We start from the raw sequence: 12,782 nt of genomic DNA, 5'->3' as shown, positions 1-12,782 counted from the left end.
GCTCTAGTCCGATGTCCGGATGGGGATCCGCTGGACGAGCCGTTCAGGCTCGGGCCGGGCGAGATCCACATGCAGCAGGCCGTGTTCCAGCAGCGCCTCCCGCACGACCATGCCGTCGGCCAGCACGAAGGTCCGGATGAAGCCCCGGGCCGCGATGCCGCGATGCAGATAGGCCTTGTCGGCGGACTCGGCGGCGTCGCCGCGGCGACCGGCGACGGTCAGCTGGTTGCCCTCGACCTGGATCTCCAGCTGGTCCGGCGAAAAACCGGCCACGGCCAGGGTGATCCGCACGTCGCCATCGTCCAGGGCTTCCACATTGTAGGGGGGATAGCCTTCGGCGGCGGCCTTGGCGGCCCGTTCGATGAGGGCGCGGGTATGGTCGAAACCCAGCAGGAACGGGCTGTCGAACAGCAGGGGTCTTGTCGTCATCGTCTTTCAGAGTCCTCGCACAAGCGACTCCCGCCCGCCGGCCCCGAAGGCGTCCGTCGAACGGCTTGGATGAACAGGTGGCGATTGCCGGGGCGGCCCGCAAGAGCGGGATTGTCGGTCTCCCGACATTGGCGGGAGCCATCTAGGCGCCGACCGCGAATTGGGCTTCTTTACCAGAGAGAGTAACTGGGGCGGGGACACCCTGACAATGAAGCGCATCCTGACGCTGGCCGCGGCGTGCCTGCTGCTGGCCGCCTGCACCACGACCAACGTCAAGTCGGTGGCCAACGCCAGCGCCAACCGTCCCGGGGCCGGGGCGCGGATCCTGCTCATCCAGCCGGACATCGAGCTCAGCGTCCTGACCGCTTCCGGCCTTCAGGAGCCCCGCGCCGACTGGACCGCCTCGGGTCGCCAGAACCTGCAGTCGGCCGTCGAAACGGCGTTGAAGGGCAAGTCGCACACCTTCACCGGGCTGGATCCCAGCCAGGCGATGGCCGGCCGCGGCGGTCAACTGCTGCGCCTGAACGGCGAGGTCGGAAAGTCGATCCTGCTGTTCAACTATGGCTATGTGAGCCTGCCGACCAAGAGCGGGTCGTTCGACTGGACCCTCGGCGAGGGCGCGCGGACGCTCGGCGAGACCTACAACGCCGACTACGCCCTGTTCATCTACGGGCGCGGCTCCTACTCCAGCGGCGCGCGGGTGGCGGTGGTCATCGGCATGGCGGCGCTGGGCGTGGGCCTGCCGACCGGCGGCCAGAACGTGTTCGCCTCGCTCGTCGACCTCAAGACCGGCCAGGTCGTGTGGTTCAATCTCGCGGCCGCCGGGCCGAACGCCGACATGCGGACTCCCGAGGGTGCGGCGCTGCTGACCGCGTCCCTGCTGAAGGACGTGCCGTTGTGAGGTTCAAGGGGGCGCCGCGCCTCGCCCTGACCCTGCTGACCGCCGCCGCCCTGACGGCCGCGCCCCTGTCCCAGGCCCTGGCGCAGGCCAGGGCGGCCGGCCTGCGTCCGGATCCGGCCTCCGATGAGGGCGGGCTATGGTCCGCCTCCGACAAGGCCGAGTCCGATGCCCGCACCAAGGCCGAGCTGGACGCCGACCCGGCGCTGACGGGCTACGTGCGCGGCGTGGCCTGCAAGGTGGCGGCCGAATACTGCGGCGACATCCGCGTCTATGTGATGGACCGGCCGTTCTTCAACGCCCAGATGGCCCCCAACGGCTACATGGAGGTCTGGTCGGGCCTGCTGCTGCGCGTGACCGACGAGGCCGAGCTGGCCTTCGTGCTCGGCCACGAGACGAGCCACTACGTTCACCACCACTCGCTCAACGCCTGGCGCGCGGCGAAGACCCGGACCAACGCCGCCATGGCCCTTTCCGCCGTGGTCGCCGTGGCCGGCGTGGCGGCCGGCGCGGGGGCCACCAGCGCCAGCGCCGCCCAGTCGATCAACAACTCGGTCAACGCCCTGGTCGACGTGATCTACCTCGCCGCCATCGCCTCGCTGTTCTCCTTCTCCCGGGATCAGGAAGAGGCCGCCGACGCGCTGGGATTCGAGCGCGCGGTGTCGAGCGGATACCAGCCCACCGCCGCCGCGGACCTGTGGCGCGCGCTGCAGGCCGAGACCGCCAGTTCCGACTTTCCGAAGGTGCGCACGGAAAAGACCGTCGCCAGCATCTTCGCCACCCACCCGGTGACCGCTGAACGCATCGCGGCGCTCGACGCGCTGGCGCGCGGCCGGCCCGCCGGGACAACCGATTCCGGGCGCGCCCGCTATCGCGCGGCGATCCGGTCGCACCTGGCCGACTGGCTGCGGGACGAGCTGCGCCGCCGCGACTACGGCCAGACCCTGCATCTGATCAACCGCCTGGCGGCCGACGGCGAGGACCTCGGGGTACTCGACTTCTACAAGGGCGAGGCCTTCCGCCGCCGCCGCGGCGACGGTGACAGCGCCCTGGCGCTGGCGGCCTATCGCGACGCATCCGCCCACCCTGACGCGCCGATCGCCGTGTGGCGTGAACTCGGCGACCTGCAGGCCAGAGCCGGCCAGACGGCCGAGGCCCGCGCCGCCTACGAAACCTATCTCGCCAAGGCTCCGACCGCCCAGGATCGCTGGCTGGTCGAGGCCAGTCTGAAGAAACTCATCGGGACCAGCGGATCATGATCGCACGTCGCCTGCGGGCCCTTGCCTGCGCCACCCTGTTCGCGGCCCTGTCGGCCTGCGCCACCGTCACCCTCGCCCCGGCCGGCCCCTATACGGTCGGCAGCCAGAGCGTGACCCTCGGCCGGTCCTGGTCCGACATCAGCATCCTGTTGCCCGGGCGCCCGAAGAACGTGCGGCTGCTGTCGATCGACGGCCCGCTGCTCAATCGCCTGTACATCGCCGACGGCCTGACCGACGGCCAGTTCATCGTGCGCCCGGCGACCAAGGAACGCCCGACCCCGACCTGGAAGTCGGGCATGTCGCCCAGCGAGCAGGTCGAGTTCGTCGCCGACAGCGTGTCGGCGCTCGACTACCAGCGGGTCGAGACCGAGGACCTGCGCCCGGCCCGGGTCGGCGGGGTCGACGGCCTGCGGTTCAACATCTCCGCCAAGACGGCCGAGGGGCTCGACATCTCCGGCGTCGCCCAGGTCGCCGAATCGGGCGGCCGGCTGTTCCTGATCCTCTTCCTGGCGCCGACGGAGCACTACTTCGGAGCCCAGAAGGCCGAGGTCGAAGGGATCATGAGTTCGGCCCGACTGGGCGGCTGACGGATTTACGGAATTCCGGAAAATTCGCCGTTTGATTGAATTTTGAACCGGAAAGGCGCACCTTTCAGGCGAAATCGCTCTGCCACCCGCCGGGTGACGGCGTTTTCGCGGTGAAAATCACCAAAAATCGGAAACTGGCGCTTCAGACGCCGGGCCGGATCTGAAGGGAAGAACGCACCATGACCCTGGCCATGCACTCCATGACCGACCCCTCCGCCGGCCGCGAGCGCGCGTCGCGCGTGTTCGCCGTCGCCGGCATTCTCTACAGCCTCATCGCCCTGATCTCGGGAGGCGTGGCCGCCATGGGCCTGTTCGGCCTGGCCGGCCCGATCGACCCGGTCGCCGTCGAGCCCGCGCAGCTGCTCGGCCTGCCCTGGAGCCTGGCGATCAACGCCGGCAACGCGGCGACGCCGTCGATGCTGCTGCTGCTGACCTGCGGAGCGATGGCGATCAACGCCGTCCTGATCGGCCTGGCCGCCCGCCTGATGCGGACCGCGGCCCGCTGACCGGAGCCTGAAAAGGCGAAGGCCCGCCGGGTTACCGGCGGGCCTTCATTGGTGGAGCTTAGCGGAGTCGAACCGCTGACCTCTTGCATGCCATGCAAGCGCTCTACCAGCTGAGCTAAAGCCCCGAGGTCTCGGGTTTCCCGCATCCGGCGGGCCGGCGGCGAGGGCGCGGTTCTATGCCGTCATCCCTCGCCGATCAAGTGCCCCTGATCGGTTTTTCCGATCAGCGGTCCTCGGCGTCGTCTTCACCCGGCAGACCGTCGATTTCGTCCTCGGGGAAGTCGTCCTCATCCTCGTCCTCGAGGAAAGGCACGCCGTCGGCTTCTTCGTCGTCGGCGAGTTCTTCATCTTCAGCGAAATCAACGCCCAGATCGTCGGCGGGCGCGGGCGCCACGACGGGATCATCGGACTCTTCGTCGGTCTCGATCGGCTCGGCCGCGGCCTCGTCGTCGATTTCCGGCGTCTGATCGGGTTCTTCCTCGAAGCCATCGGCATCGGGATCGACCGCCTTCACCGGTTTGTCCTCGGCGTCCTCGTAGTCCGGCACGGCCGTGCGGGCGCGAACCCGACGGTTACGGACGGCTTCTTCGGGGTCGAAGGTCTCACCGCATTTTGGACATGCGGCCGGGCGGCGGCCCAGATCGTAGAATTTGGACTGGCAATTGGGGCAAATCTGTTTTGCGCCCAGTTCAGGATTGGCCAAGGGGCGATCCTCGTAGGTCTTGTGCGGAAGCGGCGGCTCACTTGCCACGGGGCGGGGGCGCTGTCAAAAGCAATCCCCGCTTCCCCAAACCCTTTCAGGAGCTTGCGCCCGGCATGACCGCCGCCGTGCTTTCGGCCCGCCCCGGCGCGCCCCTCACAGGAACCGTCCAGGTTCCCGGCGACAAGTCGATCTCGCACCGCGCGCTGATCCTCGGCGCGATGGCGTCGGGACGCACCACGATCACCGGACTGCTCGAGGGCGAGGACGTCCTGGCGACCGCCCGGGCGATGCGGGCCTTCGGCGCGACGGTGACCCGCACCGGCGAGGGCGCCTGGACCGTCGAGGGCAAGGGCGGCTTCTCCGAACCGTCGGACGTCATCGACTGCGGCAACGCCGGCACCGGCGTGCGGCTGATCATGGGCGCCATGGCCGGCTATCCGATCACCGCCACCTTCACCGGCGACGGCTCGCTGCGGAAGCGGCCGATGGGCCGGGTGCTCGAGCCGCTCGGCCGGATGGGCGCGACCTGGCTGTCGCGGGACGGCGGCCGCCTGCCCCTGACCCTGCGCGGCGGCGCCCTGGCGGCGCTCGACTACACCCTGCCCATGGCCTCGGCCCAGGTGAAGTCGGCCGTGCTGCTGGCCGGGCTGCACGCCGACGGTCCGGTGACGGTCGTCGAGCCCGAAGCCACCCGCGACCACACCGAGCGGATGCTGCGCGCCTTCGGCGCCAGCGTGACCGTGACCGACCACAACGACCGCCGGGTCATCACCCTGCAGCCGGGGGCGACGCTGACCGGCGGCGCCGTCGCCGTGCCGGGCGACCCGTCGTCGGCCGCCTTCCCGATCGTCGCGGCGCTGATCACCCCGGGATCGGAGGTCACCGTCACCGGCGTGATGCTCAACCCGCTGCGCACCGGCCTGTTCGACACCCTGCGCGAGATGGGCGCCGACCTGACCATCACCGGTCGCCGCGACGCCAGCGGCGAGGAGGTCGGCGATATCACCGCCCGCCACTCGACGCTGCGGGGCGTCGTCGTGCCGCCCGCCCGCGCGCCCAGCATGATCGACGAGTATCCGATCCTGGCCATCGCCGCCGCCTTCGCCGCGGGCGACACGGTGATGCGCGGCGTCGGCGAGATGCGGGTCAAGGAAAGCGACCGCATCGCGCTGATGGCGGCGGGCCTGGAAGCCTGCGGCGTCGACGTCGAGGAGGAGCCCGAGGGCTTCATCGTCCACGGGACCGGCGAGGTCCCGCGCGGCGGCGGCCTGGTCGAGACCCACGGCGACCACCGCATCGCCATGAGCCACCTGATCCTCGGCCTGGCCGCCCGCGAGGCGGTGCGGGTCGACGAGCCGGGCATGATCGCCACCAGCTTCCCGACCTTCGCCGACATGATGCGCGGCCTCGGCGCCGACATCGCGGAGGCCTGAGGCATGGGTTTCACCATCGCCGTCGACGGCCCCGCCGCCTCGGGCAAGGGCACGATCGCCGTCAAGCTGGGCGCCCTGTACGGCTATCCGGTGCTCGACTCCGGCCTGCTCTACCGCGCAGTCGGCATGAAGGTGCTGGCCGAGGGCGGCGATCTGTCGGACGAGGCCGCCGCGACGGCCGCCGCCCGCTCGCTGGAGCCGTCCGAACTCGAAGGCCCCGTGGTCCGCACCCGCGCCGCCGGCGAGGCCGCCAGCCGGGTGGCCATCTACACCCCCGTCCGCCAGGTGCTGCGGGACTTCCAGCGCGACTTCGCCCGCCAGGAGCCCGGCGCGGTGATCGACGGCCGCGACATCGGCACCGTCATCGCCCCCGACGCCCCGGCCAAGCTCTATGTCACCGCCACGCCGGAAGCCCGCGCCGAGCGCCGCTGGAAGCAGCTGGTCGGCCAGGGCGAGACCGTCACCTACGAGGATATCCTCGCCGACATCCATACCCGGGACGCGCGCGACTCGGCCCGCGCCGACTCGCCGATGGTCGCCGCGCCGGACGCGGTCTTGCTCGATACGACCGAAATGACTATAGACGCGGCCTTCGATGCGGCCCGCCGTATCGTCGAGGCGGCGCGCAGCCGGTGGGAAACCGCCAAAGGCTAATCCAACGCGCCGAAGGCTCGAACGGCCGCGGGCGCTCCTGAATACCCTGAAACCCATGGACCGCCCGGACTCCGCCGGCATTCCGCCGCCTGTTCGCGGTCCGCAACCAAGAGACTGAACCTCTATATGGCCGACGATCTCAGCCTGAACCCCAGCCGCGACGACTTCGCGGCCCTGCTCGACGAATCCATGGGCGGCGCCGGCGGCGACTTCGCCGAAGGCACCGTCATCAACGGTATCGTTGTTGGCATCGAAAAGGACTTCGCCATCATCGACGTCGGTCTGAAGACCGAAGGCCGCATCCTGATCAAGGAATTCGGCGTCGACGACGCGGGCAAGCCCACCCTGAAGATCGGCGACACCGTCGAAGTGTTCCTCGAGCGCCTCGAGAACGCCCTCGGCGAAGCGGTCATCAGCCGTGAGAAGGCCAAGCGCGAAGAAGCCTGGACCCGCCTGGAAGGCGTGTTCGCCAAGCAGGAGCCGGTCATGGGCTCCATCGTCGGCCGCGTGAAGGGCGGCTTCACCGTCGACCTCGGCGGCGCCAGCGCCTTCCTGCCGGGTTCGCAGGTCGACATCCGTCCGGTCCGCGACGTCGGCCCGCTGATGGGCAAGGAACAGCCCTTCGCCATCCTCAAGATGGACCGTCCGCGCGGCAACATCGTCGTCTCGCGTCGCGCCATCCTGGAAGAAGCCCGCGCCGAACAGCGCACCGAGCTGGTCAGCCAGCTGCAGGAAGGTGAAATCCGCGAAGGCGTGGTCAAGAACATCACCGACTACGGCGCGTTCGTGGACCTGGGCGGCATCGACGGCCTGCTGCACGTCACCGACATGAGCTGGAAGCGCGTCTCGCATCCCTCGCAGGTGCTCGCCGTCGGCGACACGGTGAAGGTGCAGATCATCAAGATCAACCCGGACACCCAGCGCATCAGCCTCGGCATGAAGCAGCTGCAGTCCGATCCGTGGGATGGCGTCGAAGCCAAGTACCCGGTCGGCGCCAAGTACACGGGCCGCATCACCAACATCACCGACTACGGCGCGTTCGTTGAGCTGGAAGCCGGCGTTGAAGGCCTGGTCCACGTCTCGGAAATGTCCTGGACCAAGAAGAACGTCCACCCGGGCAAGATCGTCTCCACCTCGCAGGAAGTGGACGTCATCGTGCTCGACGTCGACAGCTCCAAGCGCCGCGTGTCGCTGGGCCTCAAGCAGGCCATGGCGAACCCGTGGGACGCCTTCCTGTCGGCCCATCCGATCGGCTCGACCGTCGAGGGCGAAGTCAAGAACGCCACCGAGTTCGGCCTGTTCGTCGGCCTGGACGGCGACATCGACGGCATGGTCCACCTGTCGGACCTCGACTGGAACGCGTCGGGCGAAGAAGCCATGGCGAAGTTCAAGAAGGGCGACATCATCAAGGCCAAGGTCCTGGACGTCGACGTCGAGAAGGAACGCATCAGCCTGGGCGTCAAGCAGCTGGCCGGCGATCCGATGACCGGCGACACCTTCCGCAAGGGTCAGACGGTGACCGTCACGGTGACCGAAATCACCACCGGCGGCATCGAGGTCAAGTTCGGCGATGAAGACGCGCCGATGACGGCCTTCATCCGCAAGTCGGACCTGTCGCGCGACCGCCAGGAGCAGCGCCCCGAGCGCTACGCCGTCGGCGACCGCGTCGACGCCCAGGTGACCAACGTCGACAAGGCCGCCCGTCGGGTGTCCGTCTCGATCAAGTCGCTGGAAATGGCCGAAGAGAAGGAAGCCATCGAGCAGTTCGGGTCCTCGGACTCCGGCGCCTCGCTGGGCGACATTCTCGGCGCGGCCCTGCGCGAGAAGGCCTCGAAGGACTAACCTTCGACCTTCAGAGTCTGCGAAGTCATGCGGCGGTCGGGGTTTCCCCGGCCGCCGTTTTCGTGATGGCGGCGAGCTTCGCCGACTCCACGGCTCCCGGCACGATGTCGAGACTCGCCCAGTTGGCCCCGGCGGCGCGGACCGCCGTCAGGGCGGCGACCGACCGGACCGCATGCACCAGGACGCCGGGCCCGACCTTCTGCAGGGCCAGAACCGTGCGCAGCATGGCGGCGCTGTCCTCGGTGTCGCCGAGTTCGGCGGCCTCGATCGCCGCGCCGCTCAGGCCGCAATCGACCAGTTCGCGGATCGCCTTGCGGGCGTGGGTGGTCCGGGCCAGCACGCCGCGGAAGATCGGTTGAAGCTCGCCGGCCGCCTCGCGCAGCGCGGCCTGCGGCGTGCCGGACTCGATGCCGGTCATCTCGCACAGGGCGATCGTGCGCAGGCGGATCTGGCCGGCGGCCACGGCGCGCAGCAGGCGGCGGCGCGACCGCGGCGCGCGCAGCGACGACCAGGACAGCGGCAGGAACAGCAGCGGCGGGCGCTCGTTCTCCGGCGTCGGCTCGATCACCGCGAAGGCCTTGTCGATCACCGCCATGTCCAGCCGCTCGAGATCGACGGCGTTGAGCGCGCGCGCGGCCACCGGCGTCATCCGCCCGTCCGGCTGCTGCTCATGAACCAGGCAGCTGGCCGCGCGGCCGCGCAGGACCCCCTCGCCCAGCGCGATGACCGGCCGCAGGACGCCGGTCAGGTGCAGCCGCCGGCCGGACGAACCGGCCAGACTCGCCGCGATGGCGGGGCCACGCAGCCGGGCCAGGGCTTCAGCCCGGGCTGTCGGCGCGCCGGTCTTGTCGCTGCTCTTCACTCGTCCCTGCCCGGCGTGCGTCAAATTGGGCCCATTCTGGGCCACACACAGGTACGATGCACTCACTTGAGCGCCGATTAACGGACAACCCCTTGAAGACTATTGAAGACTCAGGAGTGATTGGGCAAAGGTCTGGCCGCCGACGTCGGGGCCGGGGAAGCAAGAATGATCAAATCCGAGCTGATCGCGATGCTCGCCGCCGAGAATCCGCACCTGACCCAGCGCGACATCGAGCGCGTGGTCGGCGTGATCCTCGAAAAGATGACCGTGGCCCTCGAGGGCGGCGGTCGTGTCGAACTGCGCGGCTTCGGCGCCTTCTCCGTCCGCTCCCGGCCGGCCCGCGCGGGACGCAACCCGCGCACCGGCGAGCCGGTGTCGGTCAAGGGCAAGCACGTGCCCTTCTTCAAGAGCGGCAAGGAACTGCGCGAGCGGCTCAACGCCGACTAGGCCAGGGAGGCCCGTCATGAGCGTGTTCAAGGAATTCCGCGAGTTCATCGCCCGCGGCAACGTCGTCGACCTGGCCGTCGGGGTGATCATCGGCGGATCGTTCGGGGCCATCGTCAAAAGCCTCGTCGACCAGGTGGTCATGCCGCCGATCGGCCTGGTCACCGGCGGCATCGACTTTTCCAAGCTGGAATGGGTCCTGCGGCCGGAAAACCCGGCCACGGAGGCGATCGAGAAGGTGGCCATCGGCTACGGCGCCTTCGTCAACACCATCATCCAGTTCCTGATCGTCGCCGCCGCCGTGTTCCTGCTGGTCAAGGCGATCAACGCCGCCCGCCGCGAAAAGCCCGCCGAGCCGGAAGCCCCTGCCGGGCCGACGCCGAGCGAGGCGCTGCTGACCGAAATCCGCGACCTGCTCAAGGCGCAGGGCCAGCCGGCCGCGGACAGCAAGAAGGCCTGATGGCCAAGGTCAAGATCTGCGGCCTGTCGACGCCCGAAACCGTGGCCGCCGCCGTCGACGGCGGCGCGGCCTTCCTCGGCTTCAACTTCTTTCCGCCCAGCCCCCGTTACCTGACGCCCGAGGCCGCCGCCCGACTGGCGCCGCCGGCGCGCGGCAAGGCGGCGATCGTCGCCGTCACCGTCGATCCCGACAATGACCTGATTGACCAGCTGGTGGCGGTTCTCAAGCCCGACCTGATCCAGCTGCACGGCCGGGAGACGCCGGCGCGCGGGCAGGAGATCGCCACGCGCAGCGGCGTCGGCCTGATCAAGGCCCTGCCGGTCTCGACCGCGACCGACCTCGACGCGGCGCGCGCCTGGGAGCCGGTGGTCGAGCACCTGATGTTCGACGCCCGGCCGCCGGAAGGCTCGGCCCTGCCCGGCGGCATGGGCGCCCGGTTCGACTGGACGATTCTCGCTGGACGCCGCTTCGCGCGGCCCTACCTCCTCGCGGGCGGCCTCGATCCGTGGAACGTCGGCGAAGCCATGCGGCTCTCCGGCGCCCCGCTCGTGGACGTTTCCTCTGGCGTGGAGCGCGGCCCGGGGATAAAGGACCCCGGCCTGATTTCGGCCTTTCTGGAGGCGGTGCGCCGCGCCTGAGTGTCTGACGCTGTGAACGCTCCATCCAAACCCAACGACTGGTCCGCCTTCCCGGACGCCCAGGGCCGCTTCGGCGACTACGGCGGCCGCTATGTGGCCGAGACCCTGATGCCGCTCGTGCTCGAGCTGGAGAAGGCCTATGCGGCCGCCGACGCCGATCCCGCCTTCCACGGCGAGCTGAACGGCTTTCTCAAGCACTACGTCGGCCGGCCCAACCCGCTGTATTTCGCCGAGCGCCTGACCGCCCACATCGGCGGGGCGAAGATCTACTTCAAGCGCGAGGAGCTGAACCACACCGGCGCGCACAAGATCAACAACTGCATGGGCCAGATCCTGCTGGCCCAGCGCATGGGCAAGACCCGCATCATCGCCGAGACCGGCGCCGGTCAGCACGGGGTGGCCAGCGCCACCGTCTGCGCCCGCTTCGGCCTGCCCTGCATCGTCTACATGGGCGCGGTCGACGTCGAGCGGCAGAAGCCCAACGTCTTCCGCATGAACCTGCTGGGCGCGGAAGTGCGGCCGGTGACCTCGGGCGCCGGGACGCTCAAGGACGCCATGAACGAGGCGATGCGCGACTGGGTGACCAACGTCGAGGACACCTACTACATGATCGGCACCGCCGCCGGTCCGCACCCCTATCCGGCCATGGTCCGCGACTTCCAGTCGGTGATCGGCAAGGAAATCCGCAGCCAGATCCTCGAGGCCGAGGGCCGTCTGCCCGACGCCCTGGTCGCCTGCGTCGGCGGCGGATCGAACGCCATCGGCACCTTCCACCCGTTCCTCGGCGACGAGAGCGTGAAGATCTTCGGCGTCGAGGCCTCGGGCCACGGCCTGCTGACCGACAAGCACGCCGCCTCCCTGACCGGCGGCAAGCCGGGCGTCCTGCACGGCAACAAGACCTATCTGCTGCAGGACGACGACGGCCAGATCCTCGACGCCCACTCGATCAGCGCCGGCCTCGACTATCCGGGCATCGGCCCGGAGCATAGCTGGCTGCATGACGTCGGCCGGGCGAAGTACCTGACCTGCACCGATGACGAGGCCCTGGCGGCGTTCCAGCTCTGCGCCCAGCTCGAAGGCATCATCCCGGCGCTGGAAAGCGCCCACGCCATCGCCAAGCTGCCGGAGGTGGCGAAGGACGTCGGCAAGGACGGGATCATCGTCATGACCCTGTCGGGTCGCGGCGACAAGGACGTCAACACCGTCGCCGACGCTCTGGGAATGTCGATTTGACCGCCAATCGCCTGACGACCCGCTTCGCGGCCCTCGCCGCCGAGGATCGCGCCGCCTTCGTGACCTACATCATGGCCGGCGACCCCGGCCTGGAGGCCTCGTTCGAGATCCTGTCGAAGCTGCCGGCCGCCGGCGCCGACATCATCGAGCTGGGCATGCCGTTCTCCGATCCGATGGCCGAGGGTCCGACCATCCAGCGCGCGTCGCAGCGGTCGCTGGCGGCGAAGACCAAGATGGCCGACGTGCTGGGCCTGGTCGCGCGCTTTCGCGCCCAGGACAAGGACACGCCCATCGTGCTGATGGGCTATCTCAACCCGGTGCTGTTCCGCGGCTACGAGGAATTCGCCGGCGACGCCGCGGCCGCGGGCGTGGACGGCCTGATCATCGTCGACTGCCCGCCGGAGGAAGCCGATCCGCTGGCCGACGCGCTGGACGCCGTCGGGGTGTCTCTGATCCGCCTGGCCGCCCCGACCACCGACGCCGAGCGGCTGCCGGCCGTGATCCGGCGCACCTCGGGCTTCGTCTACTACGTCTCCGTCGCCGGGGTGACCGGCGTGAAATCGGCCGTCGCCGCCTCGGTGGCCCGGCCTGTGCAGATCCTCCGCGAGGCGTCCGGTCTGCCGGTCGCCGTGGGATTCGGCATCCGGACGCCTGAAGGGGCCGCCGAAGTCGCCCGCGTCGCCGACGGCGTCGTGGTCGGCTCGGCCCTCGTCGATGAAATCGAAGGCGCCCTGAACGGCGGAGCGAACGAAAACGTGACTGAAAGAGTTCTTTCCAAGACAGCAGAGCTGGCTAAGGCTGTGCGCTTGGCGCGAGTCAGGGATGCTTGAAGCG

At 69.5% G+C, this 12,782-nt stretch carries 15 protein-coding genes and 1 tRNA gene; 12 read left to right on the top strand and 4 right to left on the bottom strand.

The features are described from left to right. Positions 1–3 precede the first annotated feature (3 nt). Positions 4–429: an Hsp20 family protein gene (locus tag AC1RN0_RS07835; protein WP_492786869.1), complete on the bottom strand. Its 426-nt coding sequence runs from the start codon at positions 427–429 to the stop codon at positions 4–6. 208 nt (positions 430–637) lie between these two features. Here AC1RN0_RS07835 and AC1RN0_RS07830 point away from each other — a divergent pair, with 208 nt between their 5' ends. From AC1RN0_RS07830 to AC1RN0_RS07815, 4 genes are all read left to right on the top strand, one after another. Next, positions 638–1,330 carry a hypothetical protein gene (locus AC1RN0_RS07830; RefSeq protein ID WP_492786868.1) on the top strand — a complete coding sequence of 231 codons (693 nt, stop codon included), beginning with the start codon at positions 638–640 and terminating at the stop codon, positions 1,328–1,330. Beyond that, entirely contained in the window at positions 1,327–2,586 is a 1,260-nt protein-coding gene (locus AC1RN0_RS07825; RefSeq protein ID WP_492786867.1) for a M48 family metallopeptidase, read from the top strand. The genes AC1RN0_RS07830 and AC1RN0_RS07825 overlap by 4 nt, the downstream gene beginning before the upstream one ends. After that, entirely contained in the window at positions 2,583–3,173 is a 591-nt protein-coding gene (locus AC1RN0_RS07820; protein WP_492786866.1) for a hypothetical protein, read from the top strand. The genes AC1RN0_RS07825 and AC1RN0_RS07820 overlap by 4 nt, the downstream gene beginning before the upstream one ends. A 179-nt stretch (positions 3,174–3,352) precedes the next feature. Beyond that, positions 3,353–3,679, top strand: coding sequence for a hypothetical protein (locus AC1RN0_RS07815; protein WP_492786865.1), 327 nt, complete (start codon positions 3,353–3,355; stop codon positions 3,677–3,679). Positions 3,680–3,728: 49 nt separating this feature from the next. On the opposite strand, the gene AC1RN0_RS07810 is transcribed toward AC1RN0_RS07815, so the two are convergent. Both AC1RN0_RS07810 and AC1RN0_RS07805 read right to left on the bottom strand, forming a co-directional pair. After that, positions 3,729–3,804, bottom strand: a tRNA-Ala gene (locus AC1RN0_RS07810). A 98-nt stretch (positions 3,805–3,902) separates the two neighbouring features. Then, positions 3,903–4,382 (bottom strand): TIGR02300 family protein, encoded by a 480-nt coding sequence (locus AC1RN0_RS07805; RefSeq protein WP_492786864.1) that lies wholly within the window; start codon positions 4,380–4,382, stop codon positions 3,903–3,905. A 113-nt stretch (positions 4,383–4,495) separates the two neighbouring features. On the opposite strand from AC1RN0_RS07805, the gene aroA reads away from it, so the two are divergent. The 3 genes from aroA (at position 4,496) to rpsA (ending at position 8,311) form a co-directional block, all read left to right on the top strand. Next, positions 4,496–5,815: a 3-phosphoshikimate 1-carboxyvinyltransferase gene (gene aroA / locus AC1RN0_RS07800; protein WP_492786863.1), complete on the top strand. Its 1,320-nt coding sequence runs from the start codon at positions 4,496–4,498 to the stop codon at positions 5,813–5,815. A gap of 3 nt (positions 5,816–5,818) precedes the next feature. Beyond that, positions 5,819–6,469, top strand: a complete 651-nt coding sequence (gene cmk / locus AC1RN0_RS07795) for a (d)CMP kinase (protein WP_492786862.1) — start codon at positions 5,819–5,821, stop codon at positions 6,467–6,469. A 126-nt stretch (positions 6,470–6,595) separates the two neighbouring features. After that, positions 6,596–8,311 (top strand): 30S ribosomal protein S1, encoded by a 1,716-nt coding sequence (rpsA, locus tag AC1RN0_RS07790; protein ID WP_492786861.1) that lies wholly within the window; start codon positions 6,596–6,598, stop codon positions 8,309–8,311. Between the two features lie 25 nt (positions 8,312–8,336). Here rpsA and AC1RN0_RS07785 read toward each other — a convergent pair whose 3' ends face one another. Beyond that, positions 8,337–9,173, bottom strand: coding sequence for a hypothetical protein (locus AC1RN0_RS07785; RefSeq protein ID WP_492786860.1), 837 nt, complete (start codon positions 9,171–9,173; stop codon positions 8,337–8,339). 165 nt (positions 9,174–9,338) lie between these two features. Here AC1RN0_RS07785 and AC1RN0_RS07780 point away from each other — a divergent pair, with 165 nt between their 5' ends. From AC1RN0_RS07780 to trpA, 5 genes are read left to right on the top strand one after another with little or no spacing between them, the layout of a single operon-like run. Further along, positions 9,339–9,620 (top strand): integration host factor subunit beta, encoded by a 282-nt coding sequence (locus tag AC1RN0_RS07780; RefSeq protein WP_488901212.1) that lies wholly within the window; start codon positions 9,339–9,341, stop codon positions 9,618–9,620. A 16-nt stretch (positions 9,621–9,636) separates the two neighbouring features. Continuing rightward, positions 9,637–10,077 carry a large-conductance mechanosensitive channel protein MscL gene (mscL, locus tag AC1RN0_RS07775; protein ID WP_492786859.1) on the top strand — a complete coding sequence of 147 codons (441 nt, stop codon included), beginning with the start codon at positions 9,637–9,639 and terminating at the stop codon, positions 10,075–10,077. Then, complete coding sequence (locus AC1RN0_RS07770) at positions 10,077–10,715, top strand: phosphoribosylanthranilate isomerase (RefSeq protein ID WP_492786858.1); 639 nt, start codon at positions 10,077–10,079, stop codon at positions 10,713–10,715. The genes mscL and AC1RN0_RS07770 overlap by 1 nt, the downstream gene beginning before the upstream one ends. Before the next feature lie 12 nt (positions 10,716–10,727). After that, positions 10,728–11,948: a tryptophan synthase subunit beta gene (trpB, locus tag AC1RN0_RS07765; RefSeq protein ID WP_492786857.1), complete on the top strand. Its 1,221-nt coding sequence runs from the start codon at positions 10,728–10,730 to the stop codon at positions 11,946–11,948. Beyond that, positions 11,945–12,778 carry a tryptophan synthase subunit alpha gene (gene trpA / locus AC1RN0_RS07760; RefSeq protein WP_492786856.1) on the top strand — a complete coding sequence of 278 codons (834 nt, stop codon included), beginning with the start codon at positions 11,945–11,947 and terminating at the stop codon, positions 12,776–12,778. The genes trpB and trpA overlap by 4 nt, the downstream gene beginning before the upstream one ends. The last annotated feature ends 4 nt before the right edge of the window (positions 12,779–12,782 follow it).

This window comes from Caulobacter sp. GW821-FHT12F03 (assembly GCF_058806855.1).
This window is presented reverse-complemented; position numbering and strand designations above follow the sequence as displayed.

Coding starts and splice junctions, on each gene's coding strand:
- mscL (WP_492786859.1), top strand. CDS start 9,637: ATGAGCGTGTTCAAGGAATTCCGCGAGTTCATCGCCCGCGGCAACGTC.
- AC1RN0_RS07830 (WP_492786868.1), top strand. CDS start 638: ATGAAGCGCATCCTGACGCTGGCCGCGGCGTGCCTGCTGCTGGCCGCC.
- rpsA (WP_492786861.1), top strand. CDS start 6,596: ATGGCCGACGATCTCAGCCTGAACCCCAGCCGCGACGACTTCGCGGCC.
- AC1RN0_RS07835 (WP_492786869.1), bottom strand. CDS start 429: ATGACGACAAGACCCCTGCTGTTCGACAGCCCGTTCCTGCTGGGTTTC.
- aroA (WP_492786863.1), top strand. CDS start 4,496: ATGACCGCCGCCGTGCTTTCGGCCCGCCCCGGCGCGCCCCTCACAGGA.
- AC1RN0_RS07780 (WP_488901212.1), top strand. CDS start 9,339: ATGATCAAATCCGAGCTGATCGCGATGCTCGCCGCCGAGAATCCGCAC.
- cmk (WP_492786862.1), top strand. CDS start 5,819: ATGGGTTTCACCATCGCCGTCGACGGCCCCGCCGCCTCGGGCAAGGGC.
- AC1RN0_RS07820 (WP_492786866.1), top strand. CDS start 2,583: ATGATCGCACGTCGCCTGCGGGCCCTTGCCTGCGCCACCCTGTTCGCG.
- AC1RN0_RS07815 (WP_492786865.1), top strand. CDS start 3,353: ATGACCCTGGCCATGCACTCCATGACCGACCCCTCCGCCGGCCGCGAG.
- AC1RN0_RS07770 (WP_492786858.1), top strand. CDS start 10,077: ATGGCCAAGGTCAAGATCTGCGGCCTGTCGACGCCCGAAACCGTGGCC.